Origin of the sequence: Rhizobium sp. BT-226 (assembly GCF_025847085.2) — a bacterium.
Lineage (GTDB): Bacteria > Pseudomonadota > Alphaproteobacteria > Rhizobiales > Rhizobiaceae > Rhizobium > Rhizobium sophorae.
This window is the reverse complement of record NZ_JAOYTI010000001.1, coordinates 1,150,935-1,171,844: the sequence shown is the minus strand read 5'-3', so window position 1 is coordinate 1,171,844 and position 20,910 is coordinate 1,150,935. Positions and strand designations below refer to the sequence as shown.

Here is a 20,910-nt window from a genome sequence, read left to right as displayed (position 1 = left end):
GCCGGGCACGATCCGATATCATCTACCCCAATTGGCTTGTCTCTGTTACTAGACGCACATCGATCTTGCGACATGTTCGTCGATGGCGGAAATGATCTCTTCCCAATCTCCGGGATGAAGTTCGTGGCCGCCACCTTCGATCTTCACGAACTTCGCATCTTTCACAGTCCGCGCCAGTGTCTCTCCGTGCGTCGGCGGAAAGACCGGATCAGCGGTGCCGTGAAGGACGAGAAGCGGCACGTTCATCTCGTCGAGCCGGCCCCGCCATGTCTCGCCGATCTCAAAGAGGACGCTGTGGTTGGTGGCGCTCAGATAGCCTCCGGAGCGGTCGAAGTCCCGTTCGAGGAAGGCTCGAGTTCCGGCTTCGTCGAATGGACGTGCCATTCCGGCGGTCAGGCGCAAATCCTCGACCAGGTACGCGACCGCGTCCGCCCGGTCCGACCAGTCCGCCTCCACGGCCATATGTTCCAGCCAGGCCTCGCCGCTCGGAGGGAAATGGGATGTGTCCACACCGACAGGCGAGGTACTGATCGCCGTTAGGGAAAGCACGCGTTCCGGGCTCTTCAGTGCGGCCACCTGCCCGACCATGCCGCCGAGGGAAAAGCCGACGATATGAGCGTTCGGGATTCCGTAACCGTCGAGCACGCGGAAGACGTCATCGGCGGCGTCCTCGAAAGTGTAGCCGGGCCGACCGGGCGGATATTTGGTCGAAAGGCCGGCATCGCGCTGGTCGTAGCGGATCACGAAGCGACCCGGTTCGGCGAGCCGGCGGCAGAATTCCTCCGGCCACCACAGCATCGACGCCATTCCGCCCATGATCAGAAGTAACGGCGGGTGGTTCGGATTGCCGAAGCTCTGCGTCGCGAGCTCGACCCCGTCCGTGCGGATCATCAGCGCACTCATGCCAGGCCCTCGCGGTGCAGCGCGGCTTGCACCGCCGGCCGTTGTTCGATCCGTGCGATGTATTCGCCTAGCGGCTCGGGCAGAGTGAATCCGAGTTGAGCTGCGCCCCACGCGAGTTGGAAAAGATAGGCATCGGCGACCGTGAAGGTCTCTGCGAACAGATAGCCCCGCTCAAGTCGGCCGGCGACGAAGCCGAACCAGTGCACTATTTGCTGGCCCGTCGGCTCCCTGACTTCCTCCGGAAGCGATAGATAGGTGGGAAAGCGCTTGTGAATCTCGGTCGCGATAAAGCTCAGCATCTCGAGCAGGCGGACGCGGCCCAGATGACCCCGCGGTGCAAGCTCCGGTGCGCGGTCGGCGATCCAAGCCAGGATGGCAACATTTTCGGTCAGCACCTCACCATCGTCGAACATAAGGGCGGGCACGTAGCCCGTCGGATTGATGTCCATGTATCGGCCGCCCCCTTCAATCAGCTTCGTCTCTAGGTCGACCTTGACCAGGTCGAATTGAATTCCAGCCTCCAACATGGCGATGTGGTCCGCCAAGCTGGAGAATCCGGGCGCAGAGTAAAGTTTCATCCAACCGTTCCTTCCTTCGTTTCATCTGCCCATGGTCCAAGAAGAGGTGGTCAGGCGGTTACCCGATCAGATGTCCTCTTCATGTCCGCATCTGTGGCTAAGGTGGGGGGTGCCGCATCGGGCATATTGAGTAGGACCGGTTTGAAATGCACGTCCGGGGGCAGAAAAATCCAGTCGAACCGACTGAGTGCGTCTAGTCGGCGGCGCTCTGCATCAACCGCAACTCTGCCTTTGGAAGGCCAGCCTGCTGGTGTTTACTAACCGTCGGGATCGGGCAGCCTGCTGCCGGTTGTACACATGGGATGATTATGGCTTCATCTCTGCAATCTCGAATTCCAGATATCGGAGCATTTTGTGTCGACTTGCCGTAAAAGGGCGCGGTTTTCGGGCAGAACCGCAGAACTCAATTCCATGGAAAGCGCTTTCCGAGATGTCTGGCGGTCGGCAATGTTGCACTCTTCTCGGGGCGGAAGCAGGCGGCGGAAAAAGCCGGCCGGTCGACGAGTTCGCCGACCGACTCTCAGGCCGGGCCTTGATCCTAAAAGGTGGGTGCATTGAGCAACGGGAATCGGCCTTACCTTACGCGCCTATTACAGCTCTATTGCATGAATTGGTTCGTCTGCTGGAGCTTTTCAGAAATCGACGGCGATACCAGAATCTATCAGAAGCCGCGCTCATCGAACAGAAGCGCCATGCTGATCGCATCGATGAACCGGCCATCGATGCGCGCCGCACGCCGGACGATGCCTTCGCGGGCAAATCCCATCTTTTCGTAGAGAGCGATAGCACGGGCGTTGTCTTCGTAAACATCGAGTTCAACCCTGGCGAAACCGCCTTTCCGTGCGGCTCTCAATGTCGTCTCGATGAGCCTTCGTCCGAGACCCTTGCCCCGATAGGCGGGAAGGATCCCCATTCCGAGGTTTCCGCGATGGGCGTGCGACGGGAAAAAATGCCGGCTGATGTCGCACCAACCGACGACCTGGTTCTGCGCGACGGCACCGAATTGCGGATTGCCCTTCGCAATCATGCCCATCACGAACTCACGCGTTTGCGGCAGGGGAGTTGCTTCCAGCATGGACAGGTATTTTTTCTCCCGCGCGACCACGTCGAGCGCATGATGAAAGCTGTCGATATGGGCGGCAGCGATCGGCTCGATCCTGATGCCTGACGTATCCGACGATGCTGCTGCATCCATGTGCTTCTCCTTCAAGGTCGCGAAATGCCTATAGGAGACATGCCGCAGACCCGCACGGGAGCGCATAATTCACGGTCCGTCAACCTTTGCGTGTCAATTTCCAGGTAAGGGGCGCCATCAAAAGGTTGCAGGTGTTGAAGGTCAGGCTCACATCCCACATTACGTTCGTCTTGGTAACGCTCACCTGCGCTGCGGCTGTGTTGCTGTGCGGATTTGCATGGCTCGCGGCGGTGAAGGTCGATGATCTCTCGTTGCGCCGGCAGGCCGACTTCGTCGGCCAAGGATTGGAAGAGCAGATCGCGGCACTTCCCCGGGAGCAGGAAAGCGTCACCAAATGGGATGACGCCTTCCTTTATGCCAAGCAACGGAACCATGAATGGCTGCTCGACAATGTCGGGCGGTGGACGAGCCGGTATTTCGGGCACGACAGGACCTATATCTTCGACGATACCAATCGCCTGATGTTTGCGTTCCGCGACGGCGCGGATGCCATGCCGCCGCGGCTCGGTGACGACGACGGCCGAGACGTGACCGCTCTCGCCGGTGAGATGCGCGCCGTTCTCGTTGAGCGGGCTGCAAAGCCCAGCGCCGAAGCGCTCGGTCAACTGGCCGCGGTTCGGACGATCATAATCGGCAACAGACCGGCGATAGCAAGCGTGCGTCCCATTCTGCCGAGCTCGGCCAGGATGCAGATCGAGGCGGGCCAGGAGTTCATCGCCATCTCGGTCAAGTTCCTCGATGGAAAGGCTGCCGAAAGCATCGCCCATTATGCGCGGCTCGAAGGCCTACATTTCGCGCCTTCGAAAAGTGAAGACGAACGGGCGCAAGTGCCTGTGTCGTCCCATGACGGCGGCACGATCGGCTATCTCGTGTGGCCGCCTATCCTGCCGGGATTCATGCTGCTTCGGCAGATTGCGCCGGCGGGGCTCGGCTGCCTGGCGCTGTTGATCGCCGTCGTTTTCTGGCTCGGACGAGGTCTGCATCGCACTTCGCTGACCCTGCTGGATAGCCAGGCGCAGCTCACCCATCACCGCAACCATCTGGAAGAGATGGTGGCCGATCGAACGGCCGAGATCGAAAGGCAGAGAGAGGAACTGGACCGCCTGCTGGTGCACGAACGCCAGGTGAATGCGCTCCAGCGCCAGTTCGTCGCCATGGCTTCGCACGAGTTTCGCACGCCGCTCGCCATCATCGACGCCGCCGCCCAGCGGCTTTGCCGCTCGACGACCAACGTCAGCGGCGATTACGTTCACGAAAAAGCCGGCGTGATCCGAAGCGCCGTCGTGCGCATGGTCGATCTGATGGAGAGCATCCTCGCCAGCGGTCGGCTCGAAACCGGACAGATCACACTGAAGCGCAGCGAAGGCGATCTGAAAGCCCTGCTCGTCACCTGCTGCGACAGGCAGCGCCATCTCAGCCGCACGCATGTGTTCCATCTCGATCTCGAGCCCATACCGGATGTATTGACGTTCGACCGCAGCGCGATGGAACAGGTCTTCACCAACCTGGTTTCGAACGCCGTCAAATATTCGCCCAACGCGCCTGACATTCATGTTCGCGCCCGGGTCGACGAGAAGACGGTGGAGATCGCCATCTCCGACAGCGGCATCGGCATGGATGCGGAGGATCTGCCGAAGCTGTTCCAGCCCTATTACCGCGCCCGCAGCGCGACGGGCATTGCCGGAACCGGCATCGGCCTCAACGTCGTCAAGCAGGTCGTCGAACTGCATGGCGGCACCGTCGAGGTGACGAGCGAGCTCGGCAAAGGCACAACATTCACCATTCTTCTGCCAATAGAGTTTCTGTTGTCGGATCAACAAGTCGCAGCTTAAGGAAGAGCTCATGGTTACAGTCCTGTGCATAGAAGACGAAGTCGAGATCCGGAACCTCCTCGTCGAAGAATTGAGCGAAGCCGGCTACAAGACGCTCGAGGCCTCGAACGGCGCCGAGGGACTGGAAGTGATCCTGTCGAAATGGCCCGATATCGTCATCAGCGACATTTCGATGCCTGTGATGGACGGGCACCAGCTTCTGGCGGAAATACAGATCAATCACCCGGAGCTTTCCAACATTCCGTTCATCCTGTTGACGGCGCTGACCGACCGGGAAAACACGCTGGCCGGCCTGCGTGGCGGAGCGGCGGATTATCTGACGAAGCCGCTCGACTTCGATCTGCTGCTCGCCAAGCTCGAAGGCTGCGTGACGCGCCTTGCCAACGACAAGGCGGTTCACCGGTCATTCTGACGTTTGACGGTGGGACGTGCGTGCGGGCTGCGCGACATATCCCCGTTCCACGCCTTGCGCGATTTTGCCATTGCCGGTTCAGCCGGCAATGGTTTTCCTGATGGAAGACGATCTTTCAGCAGATGGTTGTTCTCAATGGGCCGGCATCGAAGATCGCGCAATGGCGCTGCGGCCGCATTCCTATTCGAGAAGCCGGTAGACCCCGTGCTCCGTGTGGCCGGCCGATCGTTCCTCCGGCTCAAGCCGTTCTGCGAAGGGCGTAGGCGCTTTGCTGCGCGGTCTCGTTCAGATTGAACTGCCTGATCAACTGGCGAAGCGTGGCGCCTTCGTCGGCAAGCGATGCGGAAGCGGCGCTTGCCTCCTCGACCATGGCGGCGTTTTGCTGCGTGGTCTGGTCGAGACTGTTGACTGCCGTATTGATTTCCGCCAGCCCGACGGATTGTTCCCGGGCGGAGACGGCGATTGCCTCGACATGGTGGTTCATGGCAACGATCAGCTCGCCGATGGTTTTCAACGCTTCGCCGGTTTTCGAGACCAGTCCGACGCCGGCCGCGACTTCTCCCGCCGATGCCTGGATCAGCGTTTTGATTTCCTTGGCCGCCTGCGCGGAGCGCTGTGCCAGTTCGCGGACCTCCTGGGCCACCACGGCAAATCCCTTGCCTGCCTCGCCGGCGCGCGCGGCCTCGACACCGGCATTGAGGGCCAAGAGATTGGTCTGGAACGCGATCTCGTCGATCACGCCGATGATGTTGGAAATCTGGCTGGAGGATTGCTCGATCCGGCTCATAGCCCGGACCGCCTGGCTGACGATCTCACCTGATGTCGTCGCACCGGCGTTCGCCTGCGCGGCCACCTCGCGCGCTTCCTCGGCGCGCTTGGAGGCGGATGCGACATTGGCTGTGATTTCATCGAGAGCAGCGGCTGTCTGTTCCAGTGCCGCTGCTTGTTGTTCGGTTCGTTTCGCCAGGTCGTTTGCGCTATTGGCGATTTCATTCGAGCCGCCGTCGATACTGACGGCTGATCCCGCCACTTTGGCGAGGGTCTGGCAGAGCTTTGCCACGGCGCCGTTGAAATCCCGGCGCAGGCCCTCGAAATCCGCATCGAAAGGCTCGCTGATCTGAACGGTGAGATCGCCGCCGGCAAGTTGTTTCAGGCTCTCTGCCAATCCATTGGTGGCTTGTGCCATGGCCGCAGCCCGCGCGCGCTCGGTTTGCTCGCGGCGCTGCCGCTCGGATTCCGTCAGCGCCCGGTTCGTTTCGATATTTTCATCGGCTCTGATCTTGGCAAGCGCCGTCTGCCGAAAGACCTCCACCGCGCCCGCCATCGCGCCGATTTCGTCCGTGCGGCTGGAATAGGGGATCTGCGTGCTGGTGTCGCCGGCGGCCAGGCCGGTCATCGATTGCGTGATCTTCTTGATCGGACGCGAGATCTGGATTGCTACATAGGAGATCGCGCCCGCGACGACCGCAAACACCAATGCCGTCAATGCCCAGGTCGTCCAGAGAATGTTCGAGTAGGTCGATTGGCTGCTTTCGTAGGACGCCTCGGAGCCATTGACGTTGATCGTCAGCAATTCATCGGCCAGCTCTTCCGCGCGGTCGACGAATGGCTCCATGTCGGAATAGAAGATCACCTTGGCGGCATCGTTGTCGTTCTTGCGGGATTTTTCCAGCATAGGCTCGGACGATTTCTGGTAGCCGGCGGCCTGCTCTTCGATCTGCTGCAGCAGTTGGGCTTCGCGCGGCGAGGATATAAGCGGCCGGTAGGCTGCAATCGCGTCGACAAGCTCGGTGCGCTGAGAGGAAATCTGTGTTTCTGCGGCGGCGATGGCCTGGTCGCTGATCGACATGATATGGTTGGCGTAGTCGAACTTCATGCGTTCCAGCTCGAAGCCGATATTGCGGGCTACCGAAACACTCGGCAGCCAGTTCTTGGCGATTGCCGTCGTATCCTGGTTAACCTGCTGCACGCTCCTGAGAGAAAACAGCGCGAAAATCAGGAAGATCAATGCAAACGCTACATTGATGATTATCAGCGAGGTTCGAACCTGCGGCTTGCGCATGCAACACCTTCCTGGAAACAATGATCAGGCCCAAGTTTTTAGACTTGTCGATCGTTTAGGGTGTGCGAATTCTAACATTCTGTATTTAAAGAAAAATGAATGTATGTATGAGGCGCGGCGGGTCAGGCGGTGCGTCCGCTGCGCCTTAGCGGATGGCGCTGGTACGAGGACGGTTGTCGCCGAAGAGGGCCCTTTGCGTCTAATTCCTCTCTTGCGTCAAGATATCGCCGAGCACCTCGAAGACACGAGGATCGAGCGTCTGAGATATGTTGAAGCGCATGAAATTCGTTGCCGATTGCGACAGGCTGAATGCGTTTCCGGGAGCCAGAACGATCCTCTTTTCTAAGGCGGCCCGCGCCACATCAGCCGCATCGATGCCATCGGGCAGCCGGCACCAGAGGAACATTCCGGCCTGCGGCTCCAGCCAGGGCTCTATGCCGAGATTCTTCAGCCGGGCCGAGACCTCGCTCATTGCCCGGGAGAGCCGGTGTCTCAGCGTCTCCATATGTTTGCGATAGCTGCCGTCGCTCAAGACGTTCAGCACTAGTTCCGCCGTCAGCCGGCCGCCGCCGAAGGAGGTGGCGATCTTGAGGTCTGTCAGGCCGTCGATCCATTCGGGCTTCGCCACGACGAAACCGCAGCGGGCCGAGGCCGACAGGGTTTTCGAGAAGCTGCCGATGTGGATGACCCGCTCGAGCCCATCGAAGGCGGCAAGGCGGGGCGCCGGCGTGTACTCGAAATCGGAAAAGATATCGTCCTCGATGATGGTCAGGTCGAACTGGTCGGCGAGTTTTAAAACCCGGTGAGCCGTAACGGGAGACAAGGTTGCGCCGGTCGGATTGTGGATGGCGGAGTTGGTGATGTAGAGCCGCGGCCGCTCATCGGCGACGACTTGTGCAAACAGCTCTATATCGGGACCGGATGGTGTGTAGGGCACGCCGACGATCTTTGCCCGATGGGCGCGCAACAGCGCATGGAAATTGAAATAGCAGGGATCGTCGACCAGCACCGTGTCGCCGGGTTCCAGCAGGAAACGGCAGAGCAGATCGATTGCCTGCGTGCCGGAATCGGCCAGCATGATTTGGTCCGGGGAGGCTTCGATCCCCCGTTCCCCCATGCGCCGCGAAATCAGCTGACGCAGTTGCGACAAGCCGAGCGGCGAGCCGTAATCGGCAAGTGCTGCCCCGTCGGCGCGGGCAAGCGTTCTGAGCCCGCGGCGCATGCCGTCCCCCGGCAGCCAGGAAGGCGGGAGCCAGCCGCATCCCGGCTTCAGGTCCGCTTCTCCCGCCTCCAGCGATTGCCGCGATATCCAGAACGGGTCGACGGCGCGGTCGAGCTTCGGCCCGGCCTCGGCAAGCGCAAAGGGGGCTGCCTGATTGGCGACGTAGAATCCCGAGCCCGGTCTTGCCAAGATCGCGCCTTCGGCAACCAACCGCTCATAGGCGTCGACGACGGTCGATGTCGACAGCTTCAACGTCGCGGCCAGCCCCCGCACAGATGGTAGCTTTGCGCCCGGCGTCAGGCTGCGCCCGGCGATGCGCTGCCTGATCGTCGCGGCGACCATCTCCGCGCGTGTGCGTCCTTCGTTCATCCGTATTGCTTCCTGCACCATTACAGTTTCGCGAAATTGTAGCAGACTGTGACTGTCCTAACCATCCGTGTTGGCCGATAAGAGCTAGAGAATGAAGGAGTGCAGCGCATCATGGAGCGCGAGATGGACCGCATGGCATCGGGATGGATCAATGGTTTTATCGGGGTGGTGATCTTCAGCGGATCGCTGCCGGCGACGCGCGTGGCGGTGATGCAGTTCGATCCGGTCTTCCTCACCGTGGCGCGCGCGGCGATCGCCGGCTTTCTTGCGCTCGGCCTGCTGATCGCTTTTAGAGAGAAGCGGCCGAGCCGGCGCGACATTCTCTCCCTGGCGGTCGTGGCGCTCGGCGTCGTGGTCGGCTTTCCCCTATTGACGGCACTGGCGCTGCAGCACGTCACCTCCGCTCATTCGATCGTCTTCATCGGCCTGCTGCCGCTCGCGACCGCGACCTTCGGTGTGATCCGCGGTGGAGAACGGCCAAAGCCGGCATTCTGGCTGTTCTCCGTCCTCGGCAGTGCGCTGGTGGCGGGATTCGCATTGGTGCAGGGCCTGACGGCGTCGCCGGTCGGCGATCTGCTGATGCTGGCGGCTGTCGTCGTCTGCGGCCTCGGCTATGCCGAAGGCGGCAGGCTTTCGCGCACGCTCGGCGGATGGCAGGTGATTTCCTGGGCGCTCGTGCTGTCGCTGCCGGTGACGGTCGCAGTCGCGCTTTTGCATCGGCCGGCGACCTTCTCCGGCATCGAAACGCCGGCGCTGCTTGGCCTGGCCTATGTCTCGCTGTTTTCCATGCTGATCGGCTTCATCTTCTGGTATCGCGGCCTGTCGCAGGGCGGCATCGCCGCCGTCGGCCAACTGCAGCTGCTGCAGCCGTTCTTCGGCTTGGCGCTCGCCGCAACCCTGCTGCACGAGCCCGTGACCTGGGCCATGCTCGCCGTCACCGTCGCCGTCATCCTCTGCGTGGCCGGTGCCCGCAGGTTTGCGCGGTAGGCCTGTCAGTCGCTTTGCAGAGGATAAGTTTAGGAGGGCGAGACCGCTACCGCTTCGCCAATTCGGCCGTGAAGTCACTCAGCATCTGAGCATGACGAGATCGAATCTGGTTTTGGGCTGTCGTAGAACTCCCCTCCAACAAACCAACTCATGTCTCTTCAATATTGAATCCATAGGCTCGCTCGACGAGCGCAATACGGATTTCATACCGAGTATACCAATCTGACCGACCGCGATTTTGCGCCTCAACGTGATCGACGACGGATTTCCAGGCTCGAATGCTATCCTCATCCTTCCAATACGAAATCAGTATGCCGAAACCATCTGCCCCGCGAGCACTTTCGAAGCCGAGATAGCCGGGCTGCTGTTTTGCAAGTTCCGTCATCGCATAACCCATCTCGCCATAGCCGTTGTCGACCTTTGTTCGTTGAGATGAAAAACTGACCATATAGTATGGCGGTTCAGGCAAAGTGGCGGTGGACATTTGAGCTCCGATCCGTTGCTATGAACGTCATCATGCGCGGCTCAGCACCGCAATGCTCTCGGCATACTGCGAAAGCGAGTAATCTTGGACGCGGCGGATTGCCGTTCATCGTGAGGTAATCCGCCATGGCTGCCCTGATATCGGAGCGCGGCCGCCGCCCAAGATATGCGGCGGGCTGATGCGCGACAAGGGAATGACACGTCCAACTGACGGGTTTTGTTTTGGCTTGGCGGGATGATCGTGTCAGCCTGCGCGATCGGCACACGCCGACATGGCAAACTGCAATGACAGTGATCGCGACAATTCCGCGAGCTGTCCTGAATTCAGACGGAGGCACCGCAATGACCGAAACGGGTCGGCTCCTTGGTTCGGGTAAAGAGGCAGAGGTCTTCGAATATGGGGCCTTGGCGCTGAAGCTGTACAGGCAAGCCGCCTCCAAGGCGTCGTCATTCAGGGAAGCCGCGAACCTGTCGATCCTTGAGAGGCTCGCGCTGCCGGCGCCAAAGGTCCACGCGGTCGGCGAATTCGATGGGCGCTGGGGCGTGTTGATGGATCGCGCGCCCAGCTTCTGTTTTGCCGACCAATTCGTCTCGACGGCAGGAAGAGCGCCGCTTGAAGACATGGCGCAACTGCATCGAAGCATTCACGAAAAACCCGGCGACGGGTTGCCGTCTCTCATGGCCAGGCTTTCCGCCAGGATCCGGCGAGCCGAGGGGCTGGATCCTGCGTCCAGAAAGCGGCTCCTGTTGGAACTCGATTCCCTTCCGGATGGCGACAGGGTGTGTCATGGCGATTTTCACCCCTGGAATATTCACGGGTCGGGGCAGGGGTTTATGATCGTCGACTGGCTCGACGCCTGCTGTGGCAATCCTCTGGCCGATGTCTGCCGAACATACCTCCTGTTGCACCATGCGGTGCCGGACAGGGCGATGGGCTATGTCGAAGCTTACGCCTCTGTCACCGGATCGGAGGTCAGCAGCATTCTGGCCTGGCTTCCCGCGATTGCCGCCGCCCGGCTGACGGAAGGCGTTGCAAACGAAAATGACGAGCTATTGCGGTTGGCTGGCCTGAGCCCATAACTGTCGAAGCTCCAGCCAAGCGTTGGTCTCCGCTTTGCGCGAAGCCGCCATTGCGGCCGACTATCGGCCTGGCTGATCTATTCGCTGTTTCCTCGGCCCTTTGCTTCCCTCACCAGGTCCGGCATTCCATCGTGCGGACCGAGGGCATGGGTTGGATGGTCATCCCACCAATCATTATGCAGTGGTCGACGGTGAGGGTGGAGTGGATAGAAGATCCGGTTTTCGGCCTTGTGGCGCTCGCCGACGACGAGGAGATGCACTTCGGCTTGCGTGTTGTTGAGGAAACTATGGGCGATCCCGGTGCCGGCAGGAAATCCGACGGCGTCGCCGGGCTTCAGCCGATGCAGATGGCCATCGAGCCAGACGTCGGGCTCGCCTTCGATGACATAGACGAATTCTTCCTCGGCGCTCTCGGCATGCGGAAAGGATGTACGCCGGCCGGGCGGCAAGCGCTCATGATGAATGCCCAATTTTGCCAGGCCAAAATAGCGTCCGAAGGGCGCACCGATGCTCATCAACTCGTCGTCTTCGTCATAGTGCGAGTCGTCAGGCCGTTCGATCTCGCTCCAGTGGACGACAAAGGAGGGGCGCTCCGACGTTGCCATGGTAATCCTCCTGATGTGAGAGGTTCAGATGATTGAGGACACGGACATGCTGCCGTGAATGGAAGGCGACCGCAAGGGCAAAACGGTGGCTCCAACGCAAGCGGCGTGGCCGTCCGTCGGCATTCGGCCCGGGGCGCCCTTCGCGCTAACCCCGTCTCGGTAAACGGGTCGAAGGGAGTTGCCATGCGAGGGCGGAAGCTTGATCCGAGGATCCCTGCCACGGCAGCTCCCGATCCGGACGAAAATTTCTACAAACGGCTCACTTGGCGGGCACGACGAGCGGCGCCCCTTTGCGAACGATGTAGGTTGCCAATTCCGACGCCTTGCCGCTACCGACGTTCTTTGCCGAGTGAACGACGCCGGAGGGAATGAACAGGGATTGGCCGGCCTTCAGGGTCACCGGCTCACTGCCTTCGAGCTGGTATTCCAGCGTGCCCTCGAGGACGAACGCGACTTCCTCGCCGGGATGCGAGTGGTTCGGCGCGAGAACGCCCGGGGCGATATCGACGCGGACCTGAACGACCTCGTGGCCGGGCACGTCGATATCGTTCTTGATGAGATCGGTGCGCTGGATCGGCTGTTCCGCATGTGCCGCTGCCGCGCCGCCGAGAACAAGGGCAAGCGCCATAGCCTGGATCATTTTCATGTCGTCATCCTTCCTGAATTGACCATTTGTCGGCTCATTGGCCGCATCGGGATTTAAGTCGATGATTGAACCAGGGATGTGTCGGCAAACCCGCATTTTTGTAAGCCAGTGTATCTGCGGCGCGGCGGCGTTGGTCTGCTCTGACATGGTCCTGTTTGGAGGCGGTGCGGGGTTGGCGAGACCGCCAACCCAATCTCCCTCATCTCTGTGCTCGTCACAGAGATCCAGTGCGCCCAGGTCCCTGGGCGCGGGAGACTTGTTCTTGCAGCAGAGTCAATCACGGCGCGGGCGCGCCGTGGCCGGATTCCTGTGACGAGCACAGGAACGTGGGTGACGCCGTTGCCTGAATTACGCCGCCGACGACGAACCTGCGGTCATGACACTCGCCAAGCTGGCAATGTCCGTAATGCCGCCGGAGGATTCGAAGTCGAAGATTTTTTGGGTGACGAGGGCGGCCGCCCCCCGAGCCCAGGAATTGTCCTCCCAGTCGGGCAAGAGCGGCGGGGCGGTTCGGAAGGTCCGGGCGGAAAGCGCTTCGCGTAGCGGCGTGAGGAAAGGGTCGCCGAGGGAGACGGCTTCGCCGCCGGCGACGATGACTTCGGGATCGGTAATGTTGACGAGATTGGCAAGAGCGGTGCCGATGCCGCGGCCGGAATCGGCGACGAGGGCGAGGGCGGCGGCATCGCCTGATGCGAGCGCAGCCGACAATTCCGGCAGTCCCAGTTCCTCGCGGCCGGTCGCTTCCCGCCAGCGTCGGAGCATCGAGATTTCGGAGTGATAGGCCATCAAGCAGCCGCGCTTGCCGCATTCGCAGAGGCGGCCACCTTCCTCGAACAGCGTGTGGCCGAACTTGCCGGCGGCACCATTGGCGCCGCGATAGAGCTTGCCGTCGATGACGAGCGCGCAGCTGATGCCGACGCCGACGGCGAGAACGGCCATGTTGCGATGCTGGCGGCCGAGCCCGAAGAGCTGCTGGGCGATGGCATAGGCATTGGTGTCGTCCTCCAGCCAGACCGGGACATGGACGCGGCTGGCGACTAGCGAGGCGAGGGGGACGTTATCCCAGCTGAAGCGGTGGCTGCGCACGCAGGCCGTCTGTTCATGATTGATGACGCCCGGCATGGAGATGCCGATGCCGGCGAGCTTCGCGTTCGGCCGGCCGGCGAGTTTCACCAGTTCGGGCACGGTACCGGCCAGCAGGTCGGCGACCTTATCGGGGTCGTGGCCGTCGAGGCTTACCCGCATGGCGGCGACGGGGTTGGTGGCAAGGTCGGTTGCCACGCACTCCACCGAATCGATCATCAGCTTAAAGCCGACAGCGAGCGCGTGCTCGTAGTTGATATCCACCGGGATCGGACGGCGGCCGGTGAGGCCGGGTACGGTCTTCCCTTCGATGACGATGCCTTCTTCCAGAAGATCGGCGACGACGAAGGTGACTGCGGCCGGGCTCAAGCCAATGACGGTGGCGATATCGGCGCGGCTCCTCGGCCCCTCGCGGCGGAGGAGGTTGAGGATGAGGCGTCGGTTCATGGCTCTCGCCGTGGTCTGGTCGCCTTTCAGCTTCACGATGCATTCCTTAATTTTGTAAATTAATTATTGCGGGCTGGTTCGATCTATGCATAAGTTTGGCCGCCGATCAACTGAGCCAAGCGGATTATACGCCTTGGGATGACGGATGGATCGGCGCGTTGAATGCCTGATCGAGCGCTTCAAGGAGGAGGCCGCTTGGGCCAGGCGGTGTCGATCGATCAACTGGGAGGAATTCAATGGCATTTTCGAAGCAATTTCCGTCAACCACCCGCAGGAGCTTCCTGAAGGGTGCGGGCATGATGTCTGCCACGGCGGTCACCGGCAGTTTTCCGATCCCGGCGATCGCACAGGCCCAAGAGGTCACGATGATCTCGGCCGAAAACAATGGCGCTGCGCTCGACGCGCTGAAGGCGATTGCCGCGGGCTTCAGCAAGGAAGCCGGCGTCAACGTCGTCATCAACAATATGGACCACGAGGCCCACAAGACGGCCATTCGCAACTATCTCGTCGCCGGCGCGCCCGACGTCTGCTCCTGGTTTTCGGGCAACCGCATGCGGGCCTTCGTCAAGCGCGGTCTGTTCGACGATATCTCCGACCTTTTCGATAAGGAAAAATACAAGGACGTGCTCGGCGCGACGGCAGGGGCCGTCACCGAAAACGGCAAGCAGTACGGCCTTCCCACAGGCGGCACGCTCTGGGGCATGTTCTATCGCAAGGATGTGTTCGAGCAGCATGGCCTGACCGTGCCGAAGACGGCCGAAGAGTTCATGGCCTATGGCGACAAGTGCAAGGCCGCGGGCATCACGCCGGTCGCGATCGGCACCAAGGAATTGTGGCCGGCGGCCGGCTGGTTCGACCAGATGAACCTTCGCGTCAACGGCCTCGACAAGCATATGGCGCTGATGAACGGCGAGATGAGCTATCTCGATCCCGCGCTGACGGCGGTTTTCGACCAGTGGGAGGCGATGATTTCGAAGGGGTTCTTCACGGAAAACCACACCTCTTTCGGCTGGCAGGAGGCCGCGGCGCTCCTGGCGCAGAAGAAGGCCGGCATGATGAACCTCGGCGCTTTCCTGCGCTCGGCTTTCACCGCCGAAGATCTGCCGCAGCTCTCCTATGCGACCTTCCCGGTGCTCGACGCCAAGGTCGGCCACTACGAGGAGTTCTCGGTCAACTCGATCCACATTCCCGCCAAGGCCAAGAACAAGCAGGGCGCGCGCGAATTCCTCGCCTATTTCTACAAGCCGGAGAATCTGGCGGCCTATCTGGAGCCGGCCGGCAACGTGCCGCCGCGCAGCGATCTGCCGCCGAGCAAGGATCCGCTCGTCAATATCGCCGTCGAGACGATGAAGACGGTGCAGGGCACGTCGCAATATTACGACCGCGACAGCGACCCCGACATGGCGCAGGCGGGGCTCGTTGGCTTCCAGGAGTTCATGGCCAAACCCGACCGGCGCAAGGCCATCCTGACCCGCCTCGAGGGGACGCGCAAGCGGATTTATAAGATTTAAGGGGCGGCTCTCGGCCGCTCTGTCTGTTGGTAAGCCGCGCCCCTCACTCGACGTCATCCTCGGCCTTGTGCCGAGGATCTACTGCCCCATCGAACGGAGGCAGATGCTCGGGACAAGCCCGAGCATGACGGAAGAGAGGTTGGCGGCCTTTGTCATCAGACCGAGGGCGTCACTCCGCTCCTAGCGATGCCCGCCCTTCACTCGACGTCATACTCGGCCTTGTGCCGAGGATCTGCTGCCCTATCGACGGGGAGGTAGATGCTCGGGACAAGCCCGAGCATGACGAAAGGAGGGGTTGGCGGGCTTTGACAGCGGCTTGAGGGGCGGCAAAGCCCATACGAATAAAATGAGGCTCCTGAAATGCAGACATTATGGCGCCGCCAGCGTTGGTGGCTGACCCCGACTTTGCTCATCGCGCCCGCGATCGTGCTGTTCTTCACGGTCATCCTGCTGTCGGCCGTCAGGAGCCTCTGGATCAGCCTGCACGACTGGGATGGCTTTGGCCCGATGGTGTGGATCGGCTTTGGCAATTACGTCGAGCTTTACAACGATCCGCAATTCTACGTGTCGCTGAAGAACAACCTGATCTGGCTGGTGATGTTCATGGCGGCACCCCCTCTCGGGCTCGCCATCGCGCTGCTGGTCAACCAGAAAATCCGCGGCATGCGCTTCCTGAAGTCGCTGTTCTTCATTCCGCTGGTGCTCGCCTCGGTGACGGTCGGTGTCGTCTTCACATGGGTCTATACGCCGGAGTTCGGCTTGCTCGCACTGATCTTCAGGGCGTTCGGGGCGACGGCGCCGGCGGTTCTCTCCGACGAGCATTTCGTCACTTTCGCCATCGTGATTGCCGCGCTCTGGCCGCAGATCACCTTCTGCATGGTGCTCTATCTCGCCGGCCTCAACAATTTGAGCGAAGAGCTGATCGGGGCAGGGCGCGTCGATGGGGCGAGGGGCTTGAACATGTTGTGGCACATCGTGCTGCCGCAGCTGACCCAGGTCACCTTCATCGCCATTGCCGTCACCGTTGTCGGGGCGCTCAGGTCCTTCGACATGGTGTCGGTGATGACGAACGGCGGCCCGTTCGGTTCGTCCTCGGTTCTCGCCTACCAGATGTTCGAACAGTCGATCTTCTCCTACCGCTTCGGTTACGGCGCGGCGATCGCCTCGGTGCTGTTCGTGATCATGGCCGCCTTCATCGTCTGGTACCTCAGCCGCATCATCCATACCGAAGAAAGGGGAGGCTGATGTATCCTCGTCCCATTTCCGATGCCGCCATCTGGCAGCGCCGCCTCTACGTGCTCGCTGTCGTCATCATCCTTCTGCTCTGGCTCTGCCCGCTGTTTGCGATCATCCTCACCTCGTTCCGCTCGACCGAGGATGTGATGGGCGGCAATCTGTGGGGATGGCCGACCGGCATCGGCGTCATCGACAATTATACTGATGTTTTCACTCAGACGCCGATGGCCCGCTACTTCCTCAACAGCCTGACGATCACCATTCCCTCGGTGATCGGAGTGCTGGTGCTCTCCACGCTCGCCGGCTATGTGCTATCGCGCTACCGCTTTCCCGGCAACATGCTGATCTTCGCGCTGTTCGTCGGCGGCAATTTCCTGCCGCACCAGATCATGATGATCCCGGTGCGCGACCTGATGGTCCGGCTCGATCTGATCGATACGACCGCAGCGCTGATCATCTTCCATGTCGCCTTCCAGACCGGCTTTGCGACGCTGTTCATGCGCAATTTTATCGCGGCATTGCCCGATGAACTGTTCCAGGCGGCCCGGGCGGAAGGGGCGTCTCCCTTCCAGACGCTATGGCATGTGGCGATCCCGCTGGTGCGGCCGGCGCTTGCCGCACTCGCCATCCTGATCTTCACCTTCATCTGGAACGATTACTTCTGGGCCGTGGTGCTGACCGTCAGCGACAGCGTCAAGCCTGTGACCGCCGGCCTTGCCAATCTTCGCGGCGAGTGGGTCTCGGCCTGGAACCTGATTTCCGCCGGCACGATCGTCGTCGCCGTGCCGCCCGTCGTCATGTTCTTCCTGATGCAGCGGCACTTCATCGCCGGCCTGACGATGGGGGCGGTGAAGGGATGAGCGATCTCCTAAAGTTCCAAGTTTCAACAGCAGAGAGCCAGGACGCATGACCAGTCTCGAACTCCGACAGATCAACAAGAATTACGGCGCCTATCATGCGCTGCGCGGCATCGATCTTTCCGTAGCGCAAGGCGAGTTCATCGTCATGGTCGGCCCCTCCGGCTGCGGCAAGTCCACTCTTTTGAAGACGATCGCCGGCCTGGAGGAGATCTCCTCCGGCCAAATCCTGATCAACGGCCGCGACGTCAGCAAACAGGAGCCTGGGGACCGCGGCATCGCCATGGTCTTCCAGTCCTACGCGCTCTATCCGCATATGACGGTGGCGGAGAACATGGGCTTCGGCTTGCGCATGGCCAAGCGGCCGAAGGCCGAGATCGAGGCGGCGGTGGCGCGCGCAGCCAGGATCCTGAGGATCACCGACCAGCTGGAGAAACGGCCGAAGCAGCTTTCCGGCGGCCAGCGACAGCGCGTGGCGATCGGCCGGGCGATCACCCGTTCGCCCGACGTTTTCCTATTCGACGAGCCGCTGTCGAACCTCGATGCAGCACTCAGAACCCAGATGCGTGTCGAGCTCAGCAGCCTGCACGCCGAGCTCGGCGCCACCATGGTCTATGTTACCCACGACCAGGTGGAGGCCATGACCATGGCAAGCCGGATCGTCGTCTTGAACCAAGGGGTGATCGAGCAGGTCGGCTCGCCGCTCGAACTCTACCGCAACCCAGACAATCTCTTCGTCGCAGGCTTTCTCGGCGCCCCGCGGATGAACTTCCTCGGCGTTACCGTCGACGACGTGTCCGGCCGCAATGTCACGGTTTCGGCGCCGGGCCTCGTGCCGGTGACGGTGGAACTGGCGGAGGCGACGGTGCTGGCGAAGGGCGCCAGCCTGACGCTCGGTGTGAGGCCGGAAAACATATCGGTGGTCGCCGACGCGGCCCAAGGCGGGGCGATCAGCGGTGCGGTCCGACTGGTCGAGCATCTCGGGCGCGAAACCATTCTCTATGTCGACGCCGGAAACCTCAGGACCATCGCCTCGGAGAGCGGCACCGGCAATATCACGGTGCAGCTGAGTTACGTGGCGCCCTTTGCCGCCGAGCAGAAAGTGGCGCTGAAGCTCGACGCCCGGGAACTCTATCTCTTTTCATCCGATGGCGGACGCACGATCAGCGCCCGCAAAACCATCCTCGACAGATAATCACAGGAAACATCACCGTGTCCGACAAGACCCTCTCCGTATGGAACCCCGTCAAGACCGACCGCTTCCTCGTCGGCGCGCCGCACTATCCCGAGCATGTCGACGAAAGTTACTGGGAGCGCGACGCCGAGCGCATGGCGAAGGCCGGCTTCAACGTGGTCAGAATGGCCGAATTCGCCTGGCACATTCTCGAGCCGAAGCTCGGCACCTACAATTTCGATCTCTTCGACCGCGCCATATCAATGCTCGGCCGCTACGGCATCGACACCATCATGTGCACGCCGACCGCCACGCCACCGCGCTGGCTGACCGTGGCCCATCCTGAAATTTTACGGGTCGACGGCAAGGGCAGGCCGATGAGCCACGGCTCGCGCCAGCATTGCGACACGGCAAGCCCTGTCTTTCGCGAGCACAGCCGGCGTATCACCAAAGCGATGGCCGAGCACTATCGCGACAATCCTTTTGTCGTCGGTTGGCAGACCGACAATGAGCTGAACACCAGCATGCCGGAGAGCTTTTCCCAGGCGACGCTCACCGAATTCCAGGCCTTCCTCGCCGGCAAATACGGCGAGATCGGCAAACTCAACGCGGCCTGGGGCGGCGATTTCTGGGCGACGGCCTATGACAGTTTCGATCAGGTGGTGCTGCCGATCGAATTCGGCCCGACCTTCCCAAGCCCCGGCCATCTGCAGGATTACCACCGCTTCCTCGCCTTCTCGACGGCGCGTTTTCAGCACGACCAGGTCGAGATCCTGCGCGATGTGAAGCCTTCCTGGTTCGTCTTCCACAATCTCGGGGGCTTGAGGGATATCGATTTCCGCGGCCAGTTCAGCAAGGATCTCGATTTCGTCGGCTACGATATCTATCCGCTGCTCTATGACGAGTTCCAGCGGCTTGGAAACCACGCCAAGGTCCAGGCATTGCATCTCGATATCTGCCGCGGTTTTTCCGGCAACTACATCGTTCCCGAGCAGCAATCGGGCTTCGGCAGCCAGCCGGGTTTCTGCACGCTGACGCCGGAGCCGGGCGAACTGCGCCGCATGGCGCTTTCCTCGGTCGCGCATGGCGCTGACGGGTTGATGTTCTTCCGCTGGCGCCCCGCGCATTTCGGCGCCGAGATCTATTGGATGGGCATTATCGACCATGACGACGTCGCCCGCCATCGCTATGACGAGGCGAAGCGCTTCGCAACGGAGATGACCGCGCTGGCGCCCAAGATCCTCGGCACCTATGTGCGCATGGATGTCGGCATCGCCGGCTCCGATTTCGACAATCAGGAAGCGCACAAGACCTATCCGATCGGCCTGCCGAGCCCGCAGGACGATGCGATTCTGCTGCATCAATATTGCTATGACCGCGGCATCGCCTGCGGCTTCATCCATCCCGAGGACGATCTTTCCAAGCTGAAGCTCTTTTATGTCCCCCATTGGGTGATGTGGAAGGACGAATGGACGGCGAGGCTCGAAGCCTTCGCTGAAGCAGGCGGCACCGTCGTCATAGGCGCACGCACCGGCACCCGCAACGAGGACAACCACGTCATCCGAGAGACCGCGCCGGGCACTGCGCTTTCGAAGCTGACGGGCGTGCGCGTCGAAGATTTCGGCCGCCTCACCGCCCCTGGGGCCAACGGCCTCTTCGACGTGATGGAGCGCTCCGGCGGCCTTGTCATTCCGCCGAACAAACCGGCCGAGAGCAACCGCCGCCAGCGCCGCTTCAAGATCGGCAACCGCGAAATGACAGCCGGCCATTTCTACGAAAACCTCACCATCGACCCCGACGTCGAAGTGATCGCCGCCTGGTCCAACCGCTACGCCGAAGGCCAGCCGATGGCGACCTCCCGTAAGGTGGGCAAGGGGCAGGTGGTCTATCTCGGCACCTATCTCACGCCTGAACTGACCGAGGCGCTGACCGAACGCCTGTTTGCACCTGCTGGCATCGAACCCCTGGTCGGCGGGCTGCCGGAGGGCGTAGAGGTGACGATGCGGATGAACGACGAGCGGCGGCTGCTGTTTGTGCAGAATTATATGGATCAGGCGGTGACGGTGGGCGGGGTGCCGGCGGGGCGGGATCTGCTGGATGGGGAGAAGATGGTGGCGGGGAGGCTGGAGCTTGAGGGGTATGGGTGTGCGATTTTGGAGTTGGAGGGTTGAGGGGATGACGGCAGGCGAACGGTCGATAGAGGAGGGAGCGGGGAGGCGAGCTTTCCG

18 protein-coding genes and 1 pseudogene are annotated in these 20,910 nt (G+C 61.4%); 10 read left to right on the top strand and 9 right to left on the bottom strand.

Going from position 1 to position 20,910, the window contains the following annotated elements:
* Positions 1-48: 48 nt before the first annotated feature.
* Positions 49-903, bottom strand: a complete 855-nt coding sequence (locus OIU37_RS06000; RefSeq protein WP_264256441.1) for an alpha/beta fold hydrolase — start codon at positions 901-903, stop codon at positions 49-51.
* Entirely contained in the window at positions 900-1,481 is a 582-nt protein-coding gene (locus OIU37_RS05995) for a glutathione S-transferase N-terminal domain-containing protein (protein WP_264256439.1), read from the bottom strand. The genes OIU37_RS06000 and OIU37_RS05995 overlap by 4 nt, the downstream gene beginning before the upstream one ends.
* 354 nt (positions 1,482-1,835) lie before the next feature.
* On the opposite strand from OIU37_RS05995, the pseudogene OIU37_RS05990 reads away from it, so the two are divergent.
* Positions 1,836-2,103: pseudogene (locus OIU37_RS05990) on the top strand (AAA family ATPase); the annotation flags it as partial.
* Positions 2,104-2,142: 39 nt separating this feature from the next.
* Here OIU37_RS05990 and OIU37_RS05985 read toward each other — a convergent pair.
* Positions 2,143-2,676 carry a GNAT family N-acetyltransferase gene (locus tag OIU37_RS05985; protein ID WP_264256437.1) on the bottom strand — a complete coding sequence of 178 codons (534 nt, stop codon included), beginning with the start codon at positions 2,674-2,676 and terminating at the stop codon, positions 2,143-2,145.
* A gap of 86 nt (positions 2,677-2,762) precedes the next feature.
* On the opposite strand from OIU37_RS05985, the gene OIU37_RS05980 reads away from it, so the two are divergent.
* The gene (locus OIU37_RS05980; RefSeq protein ID WP_264256435.1) at positions 2,763-4,508 is read left to right on the top strand and encodes an ATP-binding protein; all 1,746 of its coding nucleotides are present in this window, start codon (positions 2,763-2,765) and stop codon (positions 4,506-4,508) included.
* Positions 4,509-4,518: 10 nt separating this feature from the next.
* A complete protein-coding gene (locus OIU37_RS05975; RefSeq protein WP_129420090.1) occupies positions 4,519-4,920 on the top strand; it encodes a PleD family two-component system response regulator in 402 nt (133 codons plus the stop codon).
* Positions 4,921-5,158: 238 nt separating this feature from the next.
* Here the strand turns inward: OIU37_RS05975 and OIU37_RS05970 are convergent, their stop codons facing one another.
* Both OIU37_RS05970 and OIU37_RS05965 read right to left on the bottom strand, forming a co-directional pair.
* Positions 5,159-6,982 (bottom strand): methyl-accepting chemotaxis protein, encoded by a 1,824-nt coding sequence (locus tag OIU37_RS05970; protein ID WP_264256433.1) that lies wholly within the window; start codon positions 6,980-6,982, stop codon positions 5,159-5,161.
* A gap of 199 nt (positions 6,983-7,181) precedes the next feature.
* A complete protein-coding gene (locus OIU37_RS05965) occupies positions 7,182-8,594 on the bottom strand; it encodes a PLP-dependent aminotransferase family protein (protein WP_171602996.1) in 1,413 nt (470 codons plus the stop codon).
* A gap of 102 nt (positions 8,595-8,696) precedes the next feature.
* Between OIU37_RS05965 and OIU37_RS05960 the strand changes: the two genes are divergently transcribed.
* Positions 8,697-9,560 carry a DMT family transporter gene (locus tag OIU37_RS05960; RefSeq protein ID WP_171603077.1) on the top strand — a complete coding sequence of 288 codons (864 nt, stop codon included), beginning with the start codon at positions 8,697-8,699 and terminating at the stop codon, positions 9,558-9,560.
* Positions 9,561-9,708: 148 nt separating this feature from the next.
* Here the strand turns inward: OIU37_RS05960 and OIU37_RS05955 are convergent, their stop codons facing one another.
* Complete coding sequence (locus OIU37_RS05955) at positions 9,709-10,044, bottom strand: antibiotic biosynthesis monooxygenase (protein WP_171602995.1); 336 nt, start codon at positions 10,042-10,044, stop codon at positions 9,709-9,711.
* Between the two features lie 341 nt (positions 10,045-10,385).
* Here OIU37_RS05955 and OIU37_RS05950 point away from each other — a divergent pair, with 341 nt between their 5' ends.
* Positions 10,386-11,123: a phosphotransferase family protein gene (locus OIU37_RS05950; protein WP_171602994.1), complete on the top strand. Its 738-nt coding sequence runs from the start codon at positions 10,386-10,388 to the stop codon at positions 11,121-11,123.
* 77 nt (positions 11,124-11,200) lie between these two features.
* Here OIU37_RS05950 and OIU37_RS05945 read toward each other — a convergent pair whose 3' ends face one another.
* From OIU37_RS05945 to OIU37_RS05935, 3 genes are all read right to left on the bottom strand, one after another.
* On the bottom strand, positions 11,201-11,728 hold the full coding sequence (locus OIU37_RS05945; protein ID WP_171602993.1) for a cupin domain-containing protein: 528 nt from the start codon (positions 11,726-11,728) through the stop codon (positions 11,201-11,203).
* Between the two features lie 259 nt (positions 11,729-11,987).
* Positions 11,988-12,374 carry a cupin domain-containing protein gene (locus OIU37_RS05940; protein WP_171602992.1) on the bottom strand — a complete coding sequence of 129 codons (387 nt, stop codon included), beginning with the start codon at positions 12,372-12,374 and terminating at the stop codon, positions 11,988-11,990.
* A gap of 348 nt (positions 12,375-12,722) precedes the next feature.
* On the bottom strand, positions 12,723-13,940 hold the full coding sequence (locus OIU37_RS05935; protein ID WP_171602991.1) for an ROK family protein: 1,218 nt from the start codon (positions 13,938-13,940) through the stop codon (positions 12,723-12,725).
* Positions 13,941-14,140: 200 nt separating this feature from the next.
* Here OIU37_RS05935 and OIU37_RS05930 point away from each other — a divergent pair, with 200 nt between their 5' ends.
* The 5 genes from OIU37_RS05930 to OIU37_RS05910 all read left to right on the top strand — a co-directional run bounded on the left by OIU37_RS05930 (position 14,141) and on the right by OIU37_RS05910 (position 20,853).
* Positions 14,141-15,415, top strand: coding sequence for an ABC transporter substrate-binding protein (locus tag OIU37_RS05930; RefSeq protein WP_171602990.1), 1,275 nt, complete (start codon positions 14,141-14,143; stop codon positions 15,413-15,415).
* Positions 15,416-15,775: 360 nt separating this feature from the next.
* A complete protein-coding gene (locus OIU37_RS05925; protein WP_171602989.1) occupies positions 15,776-16,660 on the top strand; it encodes a carbohydrate ABC transporter permease in 885 nt (294 codons plus the stop codon).
* Entirely contained in the window at positions 16,660-17,511 is an 852-nt protein-coding gene (locus tag OIU37_RS05920) for a carbohydrate ABC transporter permease (RefSeq protein ID WP_171602988.1), read from the top strand. Before OIU37_RS05925 ends, OIU37_RS05920 begins: the two co-directional genes overlap by 1 nt.
* A gap of 46 nt (positions 17,512-17,557) precedes the next feature.
* On the top strand, positions 17,558-18,703 hold the full coding sequence (locus OIU37_RS05915) for an ABC transporter ATP-binding protein (RefSeq protein ID WP_182209398.1): 1,146 nt from the start codon (positions 17,558-17,560) through the stop codon (positions 18,701-18,703).
* A 17-nt stretch (positions 18,704-18,720) separates the two neighbouring features.
* Positions 18,721-20,853 (top strand): beta-galactosidase, encoded by a 2,133-nt coding sequence (locus OIU37_RS05910; protein ID WP_264256430.1) that lies wholly within the window; start codon positions 18,721-18,723, stop codon positions 20,851-20,853.
* The last annotated feature ends 57 nt before the right edge of the window (positions 20,854-20,910 follow it).